This is a genomic window from Nocardia pseudovaccinii NBRC 100343 (assembly GCF_001613225.1).
GTDB lineage: Bacteria > Actinomycetota > Actinomycetes > Mycobacteriales > Mycobacteriaceae > Nocardia > Nocardia pseudovaccinii.
Map to the genome: position 1 here is coordinate 14,192 of NZ_BDBY01000169.1, position 19,543 is coordinate 33,734.

Annotated in this window: 21 protein-coding genes and 1 pseudogene; 10 read left to right on the top strand and 12 right to left on the bottom strand. The window is 64.7% G+C overall.

Features of this window, described 5'->3' with window-relative positions; genetic code table 11:
- Window positions 1-143 precede the first annotated feature (143 nt).
- The 4 genes from NP3_RS19960 (at window position 144) to NP3_RS48075 (ending at window position 2,347) form a co-directional block, all read left to right on the top strand.
- Complete coding sequence (locus tag NP3_RS19960) at window positions 144-398, top strand: hypothetical protein (protein WP_157124411.1); 255 nt, start codon at window positions 144-146, stop codon at window positions 396-398.
- Between the two features lie 352 nt (window positions 399-750).
- Window positions 751-1,224 carry a hypothetical protein gene (locus NP3_RS19965; protein WP_063043111.1) on the top strand — a complete coding sequence of 158 codons (474 nt, stop codon included), beginning with the start codon at window positions 751-753 and terminating at the stop codon, window positions 1,222-1,224.
- Window positions 1,225-1,259: 35 nt separating this feature from the next.
- Window positions 1,260-1,991 (top strand): hypothetical protein, encoded by a 732-nt coding sequence (locus NP3_RS48070; protein WP_157124412.1) that lies wholly within the window; start codon window positions 1,260-1,262, stop codon window positions 1,989-1,991.
- Window positions 1,992-2,011: 20 nt separating this feature from the next.
- Window positions 2,012-2,347 (top strand): hypothetical protein, encoded by a 336-nt coding sequence (locus tag NP3_RS48075; RefSeq protein ID WP_157124413.1) that lies wholly within the window; start codon window positions 2,012-2,014, stop codon window positions 2,345-2,347.
- Between the two features lie 104 nt (window positions 2,348-2,451).
- On the opposite strand, the gene NP3_RS19980 is transcribed toward NP3_RS48075, so the two are convergent.
- The 4 genes from NP3_RS19980 to NP3_RS19995 are packed head-to-tail and all read right to left on the bottom strand — an operon-like array spanning window position 2,452 to window position 6,616.
- Entirely contained in the window at window positions 2,452-2,886 is a 435-nt protein-coding gene (locus NP3_RS19980) for a helix-turn-helix domain-containing protein (protein ID WP_063043114.1), read from the bottom strand.
- Window positions 2,887-2,932: 46 nt separating this feature from the next.
- Window positions 2,933-5,272, bottom strand: coding sequence for an FtsX-like permease family protein (locus tag NP3_RS19985; protein WP_063043115.1), 2,340 nt, complete (start codon window positions 5,270-5,272; stop codon window positions 2,933-2,935).
- 5 nt (window positions 5,273-5,277) lie between these two features.
- Window positions 5,278-6,027 (bottom strand): ABC transporter ATP-binding protein, encoded by a 750-nt coding sequence (locus tag NP3_RS19990; protein ID WP_245721034.1) that lies wholly within the window; start codon window positions 6,025-6,027, stop codon window positions 5,278-5,280.
- Window positions 5,990-6,616 carry a TetR/AcrR family transcriptional regulator gene (locus NP3_RS19995; RefSeq protein ID WP_063043116.1) on the bottom strand — a complete coding sequence of 209 codons (627 nt, stop codon included), beginning with the start codon at window positions 6,614-6,616 and terminating at the stop codon, window positions 5,990-5,992. Before NP3_RS19995 ends, NP3_RS19990 begins: the two co-directional genes overlap by 38 nt.
- A 142-nt stretch (window positions 6,617-6,758) precedes the next feature.
- Between NP3_RS19995 and NP3_RS20000 the strand changes: the two genes are divergently transcribed.
- On the top strand, window positions 6,759-7,253 hold the full coding sequence (locus NP3_RS20000; protein ID WP_373864771.1) for a MarR family winged helix-turn-helix transcriptional regulator: 495 nt from the start codon (window positions 6,759-6,761) through the stop codon (window positions 7,251-7,253).
- Here the strand turns inward: NP3_RS20000 and NP3_RS20005 are convergent, their stop codons facing one another.
- The gene (locus NP3_RS20005) at window positions 7,254-9,452 is read right to left on the bottom strand and encodes a hypothetical protein (protein WP_063043117.1); all 2,199 of its coding nucleotides are present in this window, start codon (window positions 9,450-9,452) and stop codon (window positions 7,254-7,256) included.
- A gap of 107 nt (window positions 9,453-9,559) precedes the next feature.
- A complete protein-coding gene (locus tag NP3_RS20010; RefSeq protein WP_063043118.1) occupies window positions 9,560-9,835 on the bottom strand; it encodes a response regulator transcription factor in 276 nt (91 codons plus the stop codon).
- Between the two features lie 728 nt (window positions 9,836-10,563).
- Here NP3_RS20010 and NP3_RS20020 point away from each other — a divergent pair.
- Window positions 10,564-10,893 (top strand): cupin domain-containing protein, encoded by a 330-nt coding sequence (locus tag NP3_RS20020; RefSeq protein ID WP_063043120.1) that lies wholly within the window; start codon window positions 10,564-10,566, stop codon window positions 10,891-10,893.
- Between the two features lie 10 nt (window positions 10,894-10,903).
- Here NP3_RS20020 and NP3_RS20025 read toward each other — a convergent pair whose 3' ends face one another.
- The 5 genes from NP3_RS20025 to NP3_RS51890 form a co-directional block, all read right to left on the bottom strand.
- Window positions 10,904-11,233: an SH3-like domain-containing protein gene (locus NP3_RS20025; RefSeq protein ID WP_063043121.1), complete on the bottom strand. Its 330-nt coding sequence runs from the start codon at window positions 11,231-11,233 to the stop codon at window positions 10,904-10,906.
- Window positions 11,230-11,937 (bottom strand): thiocyanate hydrolase subunit gamma, encoded by a 708-nt coding sequence (scnC, locus tag NP3_RS20030; protein WP_063043122.1) that lies wholly within the window; start codon window positions 11,935-11,937, stop codon window positions 11,230-11,232. The genes NP3_RS20025 and scnC overlap by 4 nt, the downstream gene beginning before the upstream one ends.
- The gene (locus NP3_RS51520; protein WP_063043123.1) at window positions 11,934-12,233 is read right to left on the bottom strand and encodes an SH3-like domain-containing protein; all 300 of its coding nucleotides are present in this window, start codon (window positions 12,231-12,233) and stop codon (window positions 11,934-11,936) included. The genes scnC and NP3_RS51520 overlap by 4 nt, the downstream gene beginning before the upstream one ends.
- The gene (locus tag NP3_RS51525) at window positions 12,230-12,655 is read right to left on the bottom strand and encodes an SH3-like domain-containing protein (protein ID WP_040699665.1); all 426 of its coding nucleotides are present in this window, start codon (window positions 12,653-12,655) and stop codon (window positions 12,230-12,232) included. The genes NP3_RS51520 and NP3_RS51525 overlap by 4 nt, the downstream gene beginning before the upstream one ends.
- A 160-nt stretch (window positions 12,656-12,815) precedes the next feature.
- Complete coding sequence (locus NP3_RS51890) at window positions 12,816-12,974, bottom strand: DUF8730 family Cys-rich protein (RefSeq protein WP_507762166.1); 159 nt, start codon at window positions 12,972-12,974, stop codon at window positions 12,816-12,818.
- 141 nt (window positions 12,975-13,115) lie between these two features.
- Between NP3_RS51890 and NP3_RS20045 the strand changes: the two genes are divergently transcribed.
- From NP3_RS20045 to NP3_RS20060, 4 genes and pseudogenes are all read left to right on the top strand, one after another.
- Window positions 13,116-15,254 (top strand): MMPL family transporter, encoded by a 2,139-nt coding sequence (locus tag NP3_RS20045; protein WP_084508716.1) that lies wholly within the window; start codon window positions 13,116-13,118, stop codon window positions 15,252-15,254.
- Between the two features lie 63 nt (window positions 15,255-15,317).
- Window positions 15,318-15,587 (top strand): metal-sensitive transcriptional regulator, encoded by a 270-nt coding sequence (locus NP3_RS20050; RefSeq protein WP_063043125.1) that lies wholly within the window; start codon window positions 15,318-15,320, stop codon window positions 15,585-15,587.
- Between the two features lie 204 nt (window positions 15,588-15,791).
- Window positions 15,792-15,968 (top strand): annotated as a pseudogene (locus NP3_RS50495) (hypothetical protein); the annotation flags it as partial.
- 296 nt (window positions 15,969-16,264) lie between these two features.
- Window positions 16,265-18,484 carry an MMPL family transporter gene (locus tag NP3_RS20060; protein ID WP_063043127.1) on the top strand — a complete coding sequence of 740 codons (2,220 nt, stop codon included), beginning with the start codon at window positions 16,265-16,267 and terminating at the stop codon, window positions 18,482-18,484.
- Here the strand turns inward: NP3_RS20060 and pgfA are convergent.
- Window positions 18,468-19,520: a cell envelope lipid trafficking protein PgfA gene (gene pgfA / locus NP3_RS20065; RefSeq protein ID WP_063043128.1), complete on the bottom strand. Its 1,053-nt coding sequence runs from the start codon at window positions 19,518-19,520 to the stop codon at window positions 18,468-18,470. The genes NP3_RS20060 and pgfA overlap by 17 nt on opposite strands.
- Between the last annotated feature and the right edge of the window lie 23 nt (window positions 19,521-19,543).

Here is a 19,543-nt window from a genome sequence, read left to right on the forward strand (position 1 = left end):
CCTCCTTATCGGAACACAAAACTCATCGAACCTCCATAGGCCCACATCGAGGAGCCCTTGTGATGAAACAACTTCCCGCGTGGATGGTTATCCCGCTCTCGTTCCACTTCGGATGCCCTGCTGGGCGTTCGGGAGGTGCGGGCATGGCCGAGGTAGTTCCCTCACGACCGAACGCGATAGCGCCATCGGTGCGGAAGTTGCTCGCGGAATTCCACGAAGAAACCCTCTTCAAGCTCGACCTTGCCCCCGCCGATAGCGCTCCCGTGTACCAGGGTGCAGACGGTTCACTCTCGCTCATGGACGAAGACGGGTGGGTGTCGGACTCGGACGCCGAGCTGGACAAGGCCGATGCAATCCCTATTACGCCGAGAAACGTTGTGGACCACGAGATGCCATGAGCGCGAACGTATCTGGCTTCAATCCCTGCCCAACGAGCGGCTGTATCTCGAACCTTGATCAGGAAGGCGAATCTGTTGCACTCAGCGGTACGGGTTCCGCGACAACCGACCATTGAAGCGGTACTCGCGGGGATGCTCGGGAACCGGGCGAAAGCCATGGCCAGAGGTGCTAAAGACTCCATAGTCCAGTTCTGGGGAATCGCGTCGGTAGACGAGCACACTGCCGCCGATCTCGCCTTTTTTCCGCGCTGAGGAGCCGACGGAAGTGCCCCATGAGATGAGACACTGACCTGCGGGTTGCGGATCGCAAGAGCGCCAACGGATTCTTGGACGAACCGAAAGGGAGAACGGCATGGGCAGTGGCGACCAGATCGGAATGGATTTCGGCGAGTTCGACCTGACACAGGTCAAAACACAGACGCCACCCGGTCCGCCGGAATGGGTTCGATGGTTCCGGCAGATGGACGCACAGCTGGAGAAATTCGCCACCGAGACGGTTCCCGGTCTGCCGGAGCCGATATGGTCGGACGCTGCGATAGATCGGGTTGCAGCGGTTTTCGGCGAGTTCTTCCCTTATGAGGATTCGGTGACCGATCCTGAAAAAGCTGATATCGCAGATCAATTCGTCCGTTGGATCGGTGAATGCTACGTACATCGTCGCGGTATGCAGTGGTATAACCACCCCCACGCCTCTGGGGGGCGGTATCAGGGATTCGGTCCGGCAGTGCGGGAACCCGGTAACGACGCTGAGACAACATTCGTGGTCGAAATATTGGAGTGGGCCGCTCATGATGACCTCACGTATGTGAGGCACGTGCTCGGCTGACCCCTGGGTCTCGGCATGTGGGGGTGGGTTGATTCGTGTCCGACTACGACGAGCAACGCCGGGAAAACGCCAGACTTTTCCATCATGGGATGGCGCATCAACGGGGCGAGACACCGGAACGGGGTTGGCGGCACGAGCGGGAAGTGCGGACGCCGGACGGCTATCGGCGTATGGATTCGTCGCGGGTAGTCGACAAGGATGATAGACGTTTCACCGAATACAAGTCTGGTCAGGTATCAGGCAAAACCAGTCGTGAACAGGTAGATAAAGACATCTACCTCGTTCGGGATGAAGGCTGGTCGGGACAATGGGTGACGGTCGCTGGAGAACGGTTCGATCGAGAAATCCGGGACCCGCTGGAAAAGTTGGCAAGGGAATTTCCGGAACGGTTCCAAATTGTCGAGGTCACGAAGACTCAGCGTTTGCAGGCGATAGAACTAGGCAGGCAGCTCGAACGGGACGCACCACAGCTGGAATTGTTCGATGTGACTCAGTTGCGGGAACAGCATAAGGTACGCGAACGGACGGCACGGAACGAGCGGATATGCGTGCAACGTGAGCGTGATCAGCGGGCACGCGATAAGGGTTTGGCGCGGAGTGTCGACTCGCGAGAGTTGAACGAGAAACGTGAACACTTCCGCGAACGTGTGGCGGAGCAGTCGCGCAAGTTTGCCGAACCGCGCGAAAAAGGTCAGGCGCTGGAAGTCGATAAGTTGCGGGAATCTCACGGGCGGTTACTGGGAGATCTCGCGGATATCGTGAAATAGAGCGTGCGAAGGCTCGGGAGATGGTTCGTGACGCCGGGTTGGGGCGCGAGCAGGCCCAAGCAACGGAACGGCTCATAGAACAGAATCATGAGGATAAGCGCAGAGATGTAACGCGTGATCTTGGAAGTATCGGCTCTGTCCTGGCGCGTGAGGATAAAGAGCGGATTGAGCGGGAAGCGATCGAGAAACAGCGCGAACAGGTGCGCGAGCTGGGTGAGCGGGCGGTGCGGGATGGGATGCCCCGGGAAGTGTGGCGTGTGTATGAGTTGGGTCGGCCTCAACCGGGCGAGGAAGCAAGACCAGCGCGAACCCACGCCGACATCGAACGGGAACGGTCGATAGAATCGCCGAATTGACCGGACTCGATCCCGAAAATGCCACCGACGCCTGGTATCTGAGATCGAGTCTGGTTGCCTGCACCTTTGCCGACTTTCCATCGAGACAATCGCCGGGCACGGCGTTATGCCTGGTCGGGTCCTGAGTCGCCGGTCTCCGACGGCGCGGCCGGTAGTCCTTCGCTCGCCCGCAGCTTCTCCGCCATGGTGGCGAGCAGATTCTGCGATTCCTCGGAAAGGTCGAAAGCCCGGCTCGATAGTCGGCGCAGGTGGTAGCCCTGCAGCTGAGAGAGCAGTTCCAGGTCGTGGTCGATCTTGGCGGCGTAGACATCGTTGAAGAAATAGTCCGGTTTGACCTTGAAGAACTTGGCGAGGGCGGCCATGGTCTCGCTGGACGGGTTGGCGCGCTGTCCCGAACGCAATTGGGACAGATAGGGTTTCGAAATCGGGTGTCCGGAGTTCGTCAACGCGTCGGCGACTTCCGCGTTGGTATGCGAGCGGCGACCCGGGGGATGTACGGTTTCGAATAGCTTGTTCAACCGCTCGGCGAAATCAGCCATCTGAGGTGCCCATCTTCTTCGCTGATCGAAACATCGGCCTCGCAGGTTACCGTGCCCGCTCGCGTACCACTCGGGCGACGTCGATGCGTTGCACGAGCTGGCCCGCGGGCAGCTGCGACAGCGCCGCGGCGGCGACCACCGCGGCGACCGCCAGCAGAGGCGGTATCGTGCCGATGACGAGGTCGATATCGAACATATCGCTGGTGAAGGTGCGCAGGAAGGCCCAGGCGGTGGCAATGCCCGCCGCCAGCCCGAGCGGCACCGCGAGCAGTGTGGCGGTGAGGTTTTCGATGGCCAGCGCCGCGGTGAGTCGACGCACCGGGACGCCCGCGGCTCGCAGGGTGGCCAGTTCGGTGGTCCGTTCGGCGAGGTTGACCGTCATGGTCACGTAGATGACGGTGAACGCGAGCGTCGCGCCCAGGATGAGCATCACGGCGATGAATATCCAGAGCAGTCCGAGGAATTCGTCGACTTGGCTTTCCAGCGCATGGGTGTCGGTATAGGCGATGACGCCTGGCAGCTCGGTTAACTTGGCGCGCAAGGCATTTCGATCGGCGTCAGGGGCGAACCGGAGCAGGTATCCGTCCGCGCCCAGGCCGCCGATCGCGCGGACGGTGGTGTCCGTCGCATAGAGGGCTGTGCCGAGCGGTTCGTCGACGAATCCGGCGAGGCGCTGTTGCTGCGGAGCGCCGAAAGCCGGTGTGACGGTGAGGATATCGCCGACATGGACGCCGAGCTTCGCCGCCAATGGCGCGCCCGCCAACACGCCGTCGACGGGCAGTTGCCGGGAGTCGCCGCCCGGATCGCGGAATCCGTGCATGGTGGTGTTCGAGGGCAGACCGGTCAGCGTCGTCGAGTACGACTCGCCGTCGGCGGCGACCGTGACGGGCGTCATCGTGCTCGGCTCCACCGCGGCCACGCCGGGTACAGCTCGTAGTTGCGCAAGTAGGTCACGGGTTCCCGGGGCGACCAGCACGGTCGCGTCTTCCTGTTGGATCTCACCGAATTGGACATTCAGCATGGCGCGCATGCTGGTGAGCATCCCTACGGAGGCGAGGATCAGCACCAGTGCGAGGACGGTTCCGGTCATGGTCGCGATGGTCCGTCGTCGGCCTCTGGTCAACGAGCGCAACGCCATTCGCGCTACCACGGGCAGCCGATGCCAGCGTGCGGTGCGGCGAGCGAACCGTCCGGCGGGTACCGGACGGTCACCGTCACCGCGCATCGCCGCGGCCGGTGCGATACGGGCCGCGGCGATCGCGGGGACCAGGGCGGCGATAACTCCGGTGAGCAGCCCGAGGGCGAAACCGACGGCAGCCGTGGCGATCCGGTGCTCGACAACGGTATCGGGGATGCCGATCTGCCGGGTGTAGGCGGCGGTCACCGCGGAGGTGACCACGAATCCACCGAGCACGCCGAGTAGCGCGCCGACTCCGGTGATGGCGACGCCGTAGCCGACATAGTGACCGATCACCGTCCGGCGACGAGCGCCCATGGCGAGCAGCGTGCCGATGATCGGGCGTTCGGCCTGCACCAGGCGGGTGATCAGCACGTATTCCGCGATAGCCGCCGCGATGAGAAATAGCGCGGGAAATCCGACGGCGATTTCCGAGAATCCGTCGAGGTCTTCGTGCAGCGCGGCATTGGACGGCTGTTCGCGCTGCGGTTCTACCGCGGCCGCACCGGCCGACCGCAACAGGTCGACGACCCGATCGCGTTCCGATGTCGTTGCGGTGGACGACATTACGACCAGGGTCTGATTCGGACCAGGCTGTCCGGCCAGCCGCGACGCCACAGCCTGCGGTGCGAAGACGACCGCGAACGCGTGTGGATCACCGATGATGTCCTGGCGGCTGCGCGCGGGCCACAGATATTCCGCGGATCTGGCCACACCGCTGACAGTCACCTGCCGCCAGTCCGTCCCGTCGAAGATCCGCAGGCGGCTGCCGACGGTGAGGTCGAAGGTCTGGGCGGCATGGTGTTCGACGACCACCTGCTCGGAGTGCGCCGGATCGGGCAAACTGCCTGCGGTCAGGTCGATTTCGTCGATACCAGCGGTCTCGGAGCCGGTGATCCGGCCGACCAGCTTGGTCGCGCCGATCGTCATCGGCACATCGGCCTGGGTGCGCGTCGCGACTCGCGCCACACCATCGGCGTCCCGGACAGCGGCGGCGATGGCCGCCGGATCACCACCACGGGCGGTGAAGTCGGCCAGTCGCAACCGTTCGTAGGTTTGCCGATAGGAGGTTTCGAGATTGCGGAACGAGTCGTAGCTCGCGACGAACAGCAGCACCCCGAGTAATACGGTAACCGCGATCGCGGCCACCTGTGCCACGCGTCCTCTCAGGTCGCGGCCTACCTTGCGGACCAGTACCCGATTCGGCATCGCCCTCACCACCGAATGGTCGCCGCGTCGGCGGGCTCGGCATTGATATCGCTGGCGACGATCCGGCCGTCGCGCATCCGCACGACTCGGTCCGCGATCGCGGCGGCCACCTCGTTGTGCGTGACCATGACGACACCGCGCCCGGCCCGGCTGGTCCGTTGCAGCAATTCGAGTACCCCACGGCCGGTGGCGACATCCAGTGCGCCCGTCGGCTCGTCGGCCAGCAGCAGGTCCGGGTCGGTCGCCAGGGCTCGCGCGATCGACACGCGCTGCTGCTGGCCGCCGGACAGCTGGGCCGGGAAATGCTCGGCGCGATCGGACAAGCCGACCGCCGCAAGTAGTTTCGGCACCTCGTGGCGATCGCCGCGGCCGGTCAATTCCATGATGACTTCGATGTTCTCGCGAGCGGTGAGGCTGGGGATCAGATTGAAGAACTGGAATACGAATCCGACATGTGCCCGCCGGAAGCCACCGAGCGCGGCCGGATGAGTTCGCGAAATATCCTGATCGGCAACGACTATCGAGCCGCGATCGATGCTTTCGATGCCGCCGATCACGTTCAGCAGAGTCGTCTTGCCCGACCCGCTGGCACCGAGTACCGCTACCAACTCGCCGGGTTCGATATCGAGGTCGATATCGGTGAGGGCATGCACGGCCGCTTCGCCCGCGCCGTAGGTCTTGTGCACTCCGCGCAGGGTGGCCCCGCCGCGGGGCCGGTCAGTCCTGGTTTCGCTCGCCTTCGTGTGCATGGTCATCGGAGTTCCCTTCGCTCGCAATGGGTTCGGTCAGCCCGGCCGCGCGCAGCAGCGGGCCGGTCGGATCGATCGATCCCAGCGTGGGGTCGATCAGTCGGTGCAGGATGAGGCCATCGATCAGGGCAAGTACCACGGCCGCGGTCGCTGCCGGATCGGCCACGACCTGTTGATCGCGGAACCATTCGGCGAGTGCGGCCCTGGCCTCGGCGACGAACCGGCCGAGTTCGCGACGCAGGCGTTCGTGCCGGGTCGCGGCGAGCATCATCTCGCTCATGGCGACCGTTGCCGGATCGGTCGAGGTGTAGGAACTGATCGCGGTGAGGATCTGGCGCATCGCGGCCGGCCCGGATGCCGCGAGCACTCCGGTCATGACGTTCTCGTATTCGGTGCGCGCTGTCTGTAGCGAAGCATCGATCAACAGGTCGGTCACCGATGTGAAGTGGTAGTGCACCAGTCCGGGGCGCAGCCCGGCACGCTCGGCCACCATCCGGGTGGTCACCGCGCCCCAACCGTGTTCGGCGATCAGTTCGGTGGCCGCCGCCATCAATCGGGCTCGGGTTTCCCGGCCCTGCTCAGCCGCTGTGACCACCGGAAGACCCCTTCGTCGAGTCGATTGGACAATCGCCTTGGGCGTACGTCCAAACTAACTCGGACAATGGCACTATGCAATAGTTGTCATAGGCAAGATTGTGCTAGCGGGTAAAGTCCTTACGTCGCACCGACGGAGGAGGATGATGGCGACGTCAGCCCGCTCGACACCATCGGACTCGGTCGACGCGGTCACCGATGCATTGCTGACCGCGTCCCGCCTGCTCATGGCCATCTCGGCCCGCTCGATCGCGCACGTCGACGACACGATCACGCTGCCGCAGTTCCGTACCCTGGTGATCCTCGCGACGCAAGGCCCGAGCAATCTGGCCACCTTGGCGCAGCAACTGGATGTGCAGCCCTCGACCGCGACCAGGATGGTCGAGCGACTCGTATCCGCGGAATTGCTTACCCGGCAACCCAACCCGCAGTCCCGTCGCGAGCAGATCGTCGATCTCACCGAGCACGGGCGCCACGTCGTCGCCGAGGTGACCGCGCGCCGTCGCGCCGAAATCGCCCGCGTCGTACAGACCATGCCCGCCGCTCAGCGGCAGGGGCTGGTGCGAGCGCTGACGGGGTTCACCGCGGCGGGGGAGGAGTGCGGAGCCGCCAAGGGACTGCAGGCATATCCGCTCTAGCTAGCCGCGCGCGGCAACCAGTTCCGGCTCGCGCTCGGGCTTATCGGGCACTTCGTCGTCCGGGAATCGACGCCTGGGCCGGATATGAGCCCACTGCAGGGCGGCCAGCCCGGCAAGTCCGGCAAGTGCCGCCGCACTGCTGATCTTCCACCCGGGTGGCCGCCAGGACAGGAGCAATTCCGCGTTGTCGGTGTTCGGCGGGATGTCGACGGCGATGAAGGTGCCTGCCGCCGTCGTGAAAGGAATATCGTTGCCGTTGAGGGTAACTCGATAACCCGGCCAGCCGAGGCGAGCGAAGACGACACGTCCGCCGCCGGGTGAGGTGACCCGGATCCGGCTGGTGACACTATCGCGTGACACCGAACTCGCTTCCACGCCTTCGGCATCGGCGATCAGTCCATTACGGGTCGAGAGCGGGCCGTCGACGCGTTCGAGTACCCAGATGTAGCGTTCGTGGCCCGGGTAGTCGACCCACTTCCAGCCCGGTGGTGCGGGGTGGTCGCGGGCATCGGGGAATTGGGCCCGCTGCAGGACGACCCGATCGACCTTCATCAGATCGACAATCGTTCTGCCAGTGGAGGATTCGGTCGAGAATGCGCGACGGTAGGCGTCCGGACAGGTGCTGCCGTCCCAACCCATGCACAGCAGCGCGCTGAAGGCGGCATATCCGATCGGGGTGTACGCGTTGACGTAGTCCAAGGGCAGGTTCTTGGCGTAATTGCCGAAGGCGAGGGACCCGTATGCGCCCGCGAGGCTCTTATCGCTCGGCTGCACGAGCGCGCGATCGGCGAGTTGCAGTGTGACACCGGGGAAATCAGGGAGGGTCGCCTGCATCTGCGAGCGCCGTTCCGGAAAGTTGTACGACATCGGCGTCGGCGGTGCGCCGCGCACCTGCGAGTAGGCGATCGGGAACATCGCCACGATGGTCAGCAGGCAGGCCAGCGCGACCCCTCGGGTGCGGATCACCCACAGCACCGCGGCCCCGAGCGCGGTCACCGCGACGACCGCGACGAAATGCCACACCAGCAGTGCCGGCGCGGCCGAGAACGACCGCAGGAACAGCAGTCCGATCAATACCCCCGCGGCCGTCCCGCGACGTCGCCACTGCTCGAAAGTGCCGTGGCGACTGAGTAGTACGCACACCAGCACGAGCAAGCCGAGCGCGAGCATCGGCAACACCCTGGCGGGCCACCGCAGCGGGCCGATACGACCCGGCCCCGCGGTCCACATCAACATCCCCGCCGCGAAGATCGCGATCGAACCGAGGTCCCGTGCCGACTTCAGCGCCGCCCGCCAATCGATGAATGCCAGCGCGGGCATCAGGAACCACGCGATGTACACCATGGGCAGCGGCTGTATATAGCCCCACCATCCGGTGAATGCGGGCACGGTGCTCGGCAGGCTGGCATTGAGCGATTCCGACCACGGCACCGTCAGGAACGGGTCGTTGAGCACCCGCTCGTTTCCGCGCCAGGTCACCGCCGAGGACAGCACACCGGGCAGATAGGTCGCCAACCCCGCGAGACCCGCGCATCCCGCCGCGAGCAGCAGCCGGATCGAGGGTCGCCATCCGCGGTGGTAGAAGAATTCGCCGACGGCGACCGCACCGATCATCAATGCCGATTCGACCGCGGGAAAGACATATTGGACCGAGATCGCCAGATACAGGAATACGAAGACCGGGATCGGTCCGCCCCGGCCACGCGAATAACGTACCGCCGCGGCCCAGGCGTGCACCATCCACGCGGTGCCGGTCAGTGAAGTCGCCCAGCTGGCCTCGTCGAAGAACAGGAACCACCCGCTCAGCGTGAACGCGACCCCGGCGACCGCCGCCCAAGGCGCACGCGCGCCGTATGCCAGACAGATCCGGAACACGCCCAGCGCGGCGATGATCGAGAAGATCAGCTTCACCACCGTGACGAACAATGCGAGATTGTCGACCGACGGCGCGATCAGGTCGACCAGCAGCTGTGGCGGATTGTAGATTCCGGCTTCTTCCAGCGCATAGTTGCCCGACATCCACTCCCACGGCACCAGTGCGGGAAATCGCCCCTCCCGCAGCTGGCGACCGAGCATGACCCACATCGGCCCGTACTGGGATTCGGTGTCATCGGTATAGAAGTGCCGTCCGTTCGCCAGCAGCACCGCCGCATAGCCAAGGACCACGCCGACCCCGGTGATCGTCCCCCATCGATACACATCCCTCGGTGATCCAACCGCCGCACTCGATGCCACGAGTCCGAGACACTACCGGACCAGGGCAGTATGCAACAGTTGCTATCTGCATCGGTCTCACTGTCCGCTGCTCAGAGCTCGTTCAGGCCGATATGCCCGTCCTGCAGTGCGCGCGCCAGCAATGCGGCCTTGGTCGACGCCGGTCGGCCTGCGGCATGGTACTTGTCGCGGATGCGTGCGAGGTGGGTGTTGACCGTGCCCGCGGAGATGTAGAGCTGTTGGCACACTTCGGTTTTGGAATCACTGAGGATCCAGGCTCGCAGCACTTCGCGCTCGCGCGGGCTGAGCGACGGAACGAAGTTGTGCGCTGCTCGCGGCACGGACGTATGACCAGTGAAGGTGAGCACGGATGCTTCCTCTCGCCGAACTCGGGTGGGGACAGGATGTTCGGTCCCCGACCGTTGCCTGCGGCGCAATCACCTTGTCCTGCATATGTTCTCCCACCCATCGAAACACGGTTGCTGCGTAGTTACGACGCGACTCGAGGCGATCAGCACAGAATGGCTCGGGCTAGATCTTTCCGGCAAAATCAGCCAAACCGAACGGTGTGCTGGGCAAGATTTTGCTGCGCGGATGGGGCGCGTCGATTGGTTGCAGCGTTGCGTCTGCGGCGGTGCGGACTGGCCGCCGCCACTGCTGCCGCTGCTTCCACTACCGCCACCGCTACTGCCCCCGTCGCTGCTCCCCGCACTGCCTGTTCCCGGATTCGCGGACACACCCGCCGAACCCGCGAGCACGACCGCCGCCGCCAGCACCACGGCCGCGGCCGCGCTACGCGCACCCGAATGTCGAATTCCCGCCTTGCCCAACACTTTTCCTCCCACAGTTCGTTGTCGAACATCCGGTGTCAACGATGCCGAGCGGACAGTTCGCCGAATATCCGTCGTTCGCGCGACACCCCCGTCGGGAGCTGTTGTCGACGGCGAAACTGTTGCGTGGCTACCGAATCCGGTGTGGGAAGTGCGGCTACTGTGGAGTTGTGTTGACGGCGGCGCGGACCGTGGATTCCTGGTTGCCGAGGAATTTCGGGTCCGCTCAGCGGAATAGTGCCGCCGAACCCGGCGGTTGTAGAGATATGGAGATCACCGAGTTCCCCGGATACGAGTGGACAACCGTCGCGGATTCGCCTGTGCGAGAGCTGTTTCCGGGCATTCGCTCGCGGGCGCTGTGGCGCGGGGCGAACGGCGCGAAAGCGTACGTGCTGGAAATGGATCCGGGCACCGCATGGGAGGGCATCGATCTGCACGAACCCGGGCCGGAGGAGGTCTTCGTAGTATCCGGCACGTTCAACGACGGATTCCGTGACTATCCGGCCGGATCGTTCATCCACGCTCCGGCCGGATCGTCACACATCCCGCAGTCGAGCACCGGCTGCACACTGTTCGTCTTCTACCCCGAGGGCTGAAGTCGTCGAGTTACTCGCGGTTGAACCGCTCCCGGACCGCGTCCATTCGGGCGCGCAACTCGTCCGGGACTATTACTCCACGATCCATCAGCGTGTGGGCCGTCACGACGACCGATCGGGTGTGTACGGGAAAGTCGTGGTAGATCGTCTCACCGAGCGCATCCTCGGCATGACGGCGTTCCAGATTGTCCAATGCGCCACGCCAGGACAGGCATTCGCATGTCGCCTGCATGCTCGACTCCCATGGGTCGGGCTTGCGATCGAGTTCGGGCAGCGCGTTCTCCCGCCGCGACTCCGGATCCAGGGTGCGCAGGAGCACGTCGTACGGGCTGCTTGTCACCGACCGCCCCTTTCCGAGGCGGCCTCGACCTGGTCCGGCGGCGCCTGCGCGGTCCAGTCGACCTGCGGCACGGCCACGCCGATCATCGTGTCCCGGGTAACGATGGCGGCCAGCTGTTCCTCCGTCCAGCCCTCGGTGCCCGCCGGGCGCATCGGCATCACCATGAACCGGGACTTCTGATTCGAATCGTGCACCCGTACCTCGACCTCGGGTGGGATATGCAGGCCGAATTCGGCGAGCACCTGACGGGGCCAACGCACTAGGCGCCGACGGTAATTGGGGGTGCGGTACCAGTCCGGCGACATACCGAGAACCGGCCGCGGATAGCACGAGCACAGCGTGCAGACGATCACGTTGTGCACCTCGGGCGTGTTCTCCAGCACGTAGAAGTAGGTGTAGTCGCTCGGCGTTCCGGATCCGGTCGGGTCGCGCCAGTCGATGCCGACCTCCTTGCACGTCTCGGTGCCGTCGGCGAGCAGGCGCGCCTTGAACTCGGGATCCGTCCACGCCTTCGCGACCAGTTTCGATCCGCCGTGCGGCCCCACCGATTCCGCCCATTCGGAGAACCGTCGGTGGTCTTCTTGCGAAAAGAGGCCCTTCTCGATGGCGAGCTCGCGAACCGCGGTCTCCAGGATCTCGAACTCGCTGATCTGCGAGCTCGTCTGGATCGGCGTGTGCGCCCCGTGATCGTGGGTCTGACTCACTTGGCATCCTCCTCTGCGGGCTCGAGCCAGCGCTCGGAGACCTCCGTCTCCAGGGTGTCGACGTCGAAGCCGGTGTATTTGGGCCAAAGATCTGTCTGGCGGAATCGCACGACGTAGAACGGTTCGAAGCGACCGTCCTCACGTCCCCACGCCTCGTCTTCCGGAATCACCCATTCGGGCCGGTATTCGACGACGACACCCGTTCGACCACGGGTGTAGGCCTGGGTGCGAGTGTGGAACATCGACGTCGCGTTTCGAACCCGGACGCGATCGCCGATTGCATATTTCCTGGTCATTGCCGCGCCTCCAGCCGTGCGCGTACCTCGTCCAATTTCGCGGACAGTTCGTCGGGGGTGATCAAACCCTTGTTGATCAGAACCTTCGCCGCGACGGTCGCCCAGCGCGCGTAATAGGGCAGGCCGAAGTACAGCGTCGCGCCGAGGTCGTTCTCGGCTCGTCGGCGCTCCTCGGAATTCCACACCCCACGCCAGCCGAGGCATTCGCAGGTGACGTAGGTGTTCATCTCCCAGGGTTCTTCATCTTTTTCGCGGTACTCGACCGGCACATCCGGCTGTCCGCCCACGTCGTGCAGGACGTGCCGGAGTGCGGTGAACAATTCGTTCGAGATCTCGTACGGCGAGTCCAGCGGTTTGCGGAAAACGGGAGCGAGATCTGCTACGCGAGTTTGAACTTCGTCGAATCGATTCGGTGAACTCATGAGGTCTCCGTAGTGACGGATCCGATGTTCCCCCGGCCGAGTGATCGCATACGGCGCACACCCGGCTGCGGGGCCGCGAGCCCCTATTCAAATTGCATTGATCCGACTGACAAGGCTACACGTCAAGATCGTTCGATTGAAGCCGCCGCCGCCCGCCGTGTCACCCGAAAGGCCACCATGACCTGCTCGGACGCGGATTCGGGGCGGCGCATGAGCACCGCAGCTCTGGCGGCACGTCGAACAGCACCTGTTCGACGTGTTCACCGCACCCTCGATAGGTGGGCTTACCGCATTTCGGGCAAACGGCACGTTGACACATTGGGTCTCCTTCAGGGTTGACACCCACAGTGGTATGGCGGAGTTGGATCTTTCACTCGACCCGAGCTTGGCATGTCATATACCCCATGGGGTATTGTCCTCACAGGATCACATACCCCCGGGGGTATAGAGAGGTTCAAGCATGCGAGTGACAGAGCAAGGCATGACCGCCACCGGAACGACCGGTGGTCTGGGCCGATTGGGTGCGGCGATGACAGATCGGGCGCGATGGGTGTTCGGCGTGTGGTTGCTGACGCTGGTCGCGTTGGGTGCGGCCGCGCCGACGGTGTTCGACTCGCTGGCCGGTGCGGGCTGGCAGGCGAACGGATCGGAGTCGGTGCAGGTTCGGGAACTCGCCGAACAGCACTTCGGCGGTAACTCGGCGGCTGCGGTTCAGGTCGTCGTCCACTCGGATACGGCCGCTGTCGACAGTGGGCGGATGCGCCAGGTGATCGGAGAGATCACCGACGTGCTGGGGCGGGACTCGCGCTTCGGCGCGGTGATACCGCCGCAGCCGCGGACGACGATCAGTGCCGACGGGCACACCGGCATTCTCATCGCGGGCGCGAATGCGAACACCGACGACATGGTCGCCGCGGTCGACGATCGGAAGGCGGAGTTGACCGCGCTGTCCGGCAATGGGGTCGAGGTCTATCCGACCGGGTCCTCGGCGCTGTGGAGTGACTTCAACAAGGCCAATCACGACGCCATGATGAAGGCCGAAATGTTTTCCTGGCCGGTCACTTTGGGCATTATGGTGATCGCCTTCGGTTCGCTGGTGGCCGCCGGTCTGCCACTGTTGCTGACGCTGGCCGGGCTGGTTGCCTCGGCTGGTGGTCTGGTGCTGCTCAACCAGATGACGCCGATCTCGGTGTGGGCGATGAACTTCGCCATGATGTTCGCACTCGCCCTCGGTATCGACTACGCGCTGTTCATCGTGTCCCGCTTCCGTGACGCCATTCGGAAGACAGGCGATGCGCGGGCCGCGGTCACCGAGACCATGGACACCGCGGGCAAGGCGGTTCTGCTGTCCGGATCGACTGTGCTGGTGAGTCTTTCGGCCGTACTGATCGTGCCCGCCCCGGCGGTGCGGACGATGGCGGTCGGCATCATGTTCGCGGTGTCGTTCGTCCTGCTCGCCACGCTGACCCTGCTGCCCGCGACATTGGGCAAATTGGGGCGCAAGGTGAATGCCGTTTCGCTGCCGCATGTGCAGCGGCAGCCGCACCGATCGCCACGCTTCGCGGCCTGGGCCGAACTGCAGCACCGGCGGCCATGGCCGTTCGCCATCGGCGCGCTGGCGGTGCTCATCGGCTTGGCGATTCCGGTCTTCGGCCTGAAGGTGGCAATGCCCTCGATCGCGGTGGTGCCCGAGGATGCTCCGGTGCACCGCGGCTACGAATTGGTGCAGCAGCAGTTCGGGGCGGGCGCTCCCGGGATGCTGCAGATAATCGCTGCCCAAGATGTCGGCGCGCGGGCGGCCGAGATTGCGTCGGCGACCGACGGCATCGCCATGGTCACCCCGCCGCAGCCAGCCTCCGACGGCAGTGGTCTCGTCATGCTGCAGGCCATGCCGGAGGTCGATCCGTCGGATGCGTCCATGGGCGCGACTCTTGACACGCTGCGTGATCGGCTGCCCGACGGCGCGTTGGTCGGTGGCGCGGCGGCGGAGAATCTCGATCTGCAACAGGCGCTCGACGACTACTTGCCGATCATCGTGGGCGTCATCTTGGTACTCGGCTTCGGGTTGCTGCTGATCGCTTTGCGGGCTCCGCTGATCGCGCTGCTCGGCACCGTGGTGAGCCTGCTGTCCACGGCGGCGGCCTTCGGTGTGGCGAAACTGGTGTTCCAGGATGGGCACGGCGCGAGCCTGCTCGGCTTCACCCCGCAGGGATTCCTGGACGGCTGGGGACCGGTGTTCTTCTTCGCCATGATCTTCGCCATCGCGATGGACTACACGGTGTTCCTGCTGGCCACGGCGAAGGAGCACTACGAGCTGTCGAATGATCCGAAGGTCGCGCACGTGGACGGTGTCGCGCATTCGGGCCGGGTCATCTTCGCCGCGGCGGCGGTCATGGTTGCGGTGTTCTTCACCTTCGCGCTGGCGGATCCATTGCCGCCCAAGGAGATGGGCATCATCCTCGGTGTCGCGGTGCTGCTGGACGCGGTGCTGATCCGGCTGGTGTTGTTGCCGGTGCTACTGCGCCTGGCCGGTCATGCGGCCTGGTGGTCACCGGCCTGGCTGCGGAAGGTGCTGCCCGACATCAGCTTCTCGCACTGACCCGGAAGCCCACAAATACCCCGGCGGGTATACTGGGTAATTCGATCGAAGGAGACGATTCTCATGGTTGGTGACGAGGAAAGCATCGCCCAGGTGCTCAACCGCCTGCGCCGCGCACATGGACAACTCGCGGGCGTGATCTCGATGATCGAACAGGGCCGCGACTGCAAAGATGTCGTCACCCAACTCGCCGCGGTATCCCGTGCCCTCGACCGCGCGGGCTTCAAGATAGTCGCCAGCGGCCTGCGCGAATGCCTGACCCGGGAAACGCCCGAAGGTTCGGAACCCATGACCGTCGACGAACTCGAAAAGCTGTTCCTGGCCCTGGCCTGACCCGAAGAATAGATACCGGTGAGGGCGCGCGAAAGTAACTCGGGCGGAAGGTGATCGGAGAAGACGCCGAGGTGCTGGCCCTGGCGCAGCGTTGCTGTGCCGTGTTCGTGCACGGGGGCCCGTCGTTCCTCGATTCGCGCGCCGAGGTTCGTTTCCGTGAGTTTCAGCAGTAGGCGGTACTTGCCGCCGACTCGCCAGAGCGCGATGGTGCACCGAGCCGAGGCGATCGCGTCGGTTCGTCTGTGTCCAGTGCGCGCAGGGTGTGGGCGATGTCGTCCGAGGCCAGGTCGAGAATGCCGTCGATCAGCGCACGTGCGGTTCCTGCTCGCGGTCGGCGACCTGCTGGTTGCCTGGCGACTGCTCGTCGCCGCCGAAATCGCGCTCGCCGCTCTCGACTCCGGCACCGGCGATCGAACCTTTTATGCGGGCAAGGTCGTCATTCTTCGCCAAGACCGTCCTGCCCGGTCTCGGCGCCGATTGGGCGGTCATTTCCGATATCGACGCCACCGCAATGGAACTCGACGACGCGGCGCTCTGACGTCTCTCCCGATGGTCTACCAGGGTTGCTGACCATTGCTGCGTTTATGAGGAAATCATCAGTTGCCGTGTTATCGTACCGGTGTTGTGCGTGATCGCTTTGCTGATGTGTCAATCGGTGGCTCGGTGAGAGGACCCGTATGTCCCGGTATCTGTTCGCCCTCGGCCAGGTCGTAGCGCGTCGCCGCTGGTGGGTGCTGGCACTGTGGATCGTCGCGCTGGTCGGCGCGATCGGTTTCGCCGTCGGCGCCGGTGGCAAGACCAACGACAACTTCACCGTTCCCGGCACCGAGTCGCAGGATGCGGTGTCATTGCTGCAGCAGCGGATGCCCGCGTTCAGTGGCGCGCAGATGCAGGTGGTTTTCCAAACCCCCGCCGTGGCCAAGGTGACCGACCAGCAGGTGACCGCCGAGATCGAACGGGTAATGGCCGGGTTGAAGGGACTGCCGCAGGTCGCGGCGGTCGTCGATCCGTTCCAAGCGCAGGCGGTGTCGCCGAATCAGCGTGTGGCACTGGGCAGTGTGCAGTTCGCGGTGTCGGCGGGCGAGGTCGGCGAGGGCACCCTCGACGAGGTGGATCGCATCGCCGACTCGGCTCGCGATGCCGGTCTCACGGTGGAATTCTCCGGTGCGGTGTATCCGGGCTTCACGGCTGAGATCCCGCATACCCCGGAGATTCTCGGCATCGTCGCGGCATTCATCATTCTGCTGATCACCTTCGGCGCGGTGGTCGCCGCCGGACTGCCCATCATTACCGCGCTGGTGGGCGTGGGTATCGGGCTCACCGGGATTCTGGGCGTGGCCGCCTTCGTCGACGTGGCCTCGGCGGCGACGTCGCTGGCGCTGATGCTCGGTCTGTCCTGTGGAATCGACTACGCGCTGTTCATCCTGTCGCGGCATCGGCACCAGATCGTGCTGGGCATGGCTGCGGCCGAGTCGATTCCGCTCGCGGTCGGAACCGCGGGCAGCTCGGTCGTATTCGCGGCGATAACCGTGATCATCGCACTGTGCGGCCTGGCGGTCGCGGGCATTCCCTTCCTCACCGTCATGGGGCTGACCGCGGCGGGAGCGGTGCTGGTCGCCATGCTGGTCGCGTTGACGCTGTTGCCCGCGCTGCTGGGCTTCGCAGGGGATATGGTCGCCAAGTTCATCTCGCCGCCGCTGCATCCGGGCAAGCCGCAGGAGGTCGCGCGCATCGCCGCCTACGAGCCCGAACGCACATTCGGGCACGCATGGGGCCGATTCGTCACCCGATTCCGGATCCCGATGCTGGTTCTCGGTATCGCCGTTCTCGCCGCACTGGCCATCCCGGCCACGCGCATGGATCTCGGATTGCCCAGCGGTGAAACGCAATCGGAGTCGAGCACCGCGCGGAAGGCGTACAACATCGTCAGCGGGTCGTTCGGCCCCGGTTTCAACGGACCACTGCTGGTTGTCACCGACCTGTCGGCCGCTACCAGTCCGGATGCCGCACAAACACTGATGGGCCGACTGCGGCAGGTGCCCGGCGTCGCCGCCGTCCAGCCCGCGGGCTCCGACAACGGGTTGCTGCTGGTGCAGGTCATCCCGAAGACCGGTCCCAACGACTCCGCGACCGCCGATCTGGTGCACGGGCTGCGTGACGATCGCGACAACATCGAAAGTGGCACCGGCGCAAAGTATCTCGTCGGTGGCACGACGGCAGCGAACATCGACACCTCGAACCAGTTGGCCAAGGCTCTGCCCATCTTCCTGGCGGTCGTCGTGGGTCTGGCGCTGGTATTGCTCACGATCGCGTTCCGCACGATTCTGGTCCCGCTGTCCTCGATCGCCGGATTCATCCTGTCGGTCTTCGCCGCCCTCGGCGCACAGGTAGCCGTATTCCAATGGGGCTGGGGTGCAAGCCTTTTCGACGTGACCAAGGCGCAGACGCTGAGCTTCCTGCCGATCATCACGCTGGCCATCATCTTCGGCCTGTCCAGCGACTATCAGATCTTCGTCGTATCCCGGATCAAGGAGGAGCACACGCGCACCGGCGAGGCGATCAACTCGGTGCAGAACGGCGTCGCGCACTCCGCGCGCGTCGTCACCGCGGCGGCGCTGATCATGTGCGCGGTATTCGTCGCCTTCACCACTACCGACAATCCGATCGTCAAACCCTTGGCGTTCACCCTGGCGGTCGGTGTCCTGCTCGATGCCTTCATCGTCCGGCTGACCCTGGTGCCCGCGGTCATGGCCATCATCGGAAACCGCATGTGGTACCACCCGCGCTGGTTCGCGCGCTACGTCCCCGACCTCGACATCGAGGGTGTCGAACTCGAACGCCGATTCGGTCACCACGCCGAAGCCGAAGTGCCGCAGGACATTACCGGTGTGTCGTGACCGTTCTCAGTCGCGTGATGCCGAAGGTCAGCGCCGCCATGGCGGCTATCGCGGCGGCGATGGGGCCGTAGACGTGCAGTGCGGCGATTTGCCTGCGGGCGTCGCGAGCCTGGCCGGTCATCTCGTGGACGGACTGCTCGTCGAACTGCAGTGTGCCGTCGAAGACGGTGATGGCGGCGGGGTCGTCGGACGCCGTCGCCAGATATCGGTGCTGATATTCGCTCACCGTGATGACCGCGCCGGTCACCGGCTCGACCCAGATGTCGCGGGTGGCGGTGTAGTACAGAGACATCGCCACCTCCTGGTCTCCGGCTCGTCCCACCGACTCCGCTGGCAGTGTGATCTCGCCTCGCATCGGCAGCAGGGGAGCGAGGTCGACCGGCGGTACCTGCGAGCGGAAATGCAATAGCCTCAGGCCATCTCGCACGGTGGTGTCGTCGACGTACCGCAGGCGGGTCTCCTGTTGGGAGATGACGTCGAAGTACGGATAGTCGTGTCTGCCGGTGTCGAAAGGAAACTTGTACTGGAATCCGCTGCGGACCGTCTCGAGTGGACGCTGACCGGGCTCGAAAACCGTCTGCGCCGGGGTGTGCCGAGGCGTCCCGCTCGTCCGGCTGATACTCACCTGATCGACCAGTGCGTCGAGTAACCCGGCCTGCCCCTGGCGATCCAGCCGCGATGTCTGCTGCGCGACCCGCAGCGTGATGCTGTCGGAATCAGTCGGTTCGACGCTGGTCACCAAAGACGACACCTGGACAGGGACCTTCGACTGGATCTGCACCTTGCCCCGCATCAGGAGGTCGAGGTCCAAGACCGCGCCGGTGCCGACCGCCATCGTCACCTGCCGAATCGGCGCGGGAACCTTGATCACCGCATCCGCGGTATGGATCGGCAGCAGTGCCGCGACCACCGCGAACACCGCGGCGACGGCTATCGCGACGAATCCGAGGACGCCCCGCCCCGCCCGCGCCTCGTCCCTGCGTTCTGCGCCGCGCTCGCACGGTAGGTCGGTATCCGGGTGGCGATAGCCGAGCATCGGCCACTCCTTTCAGCTAACTG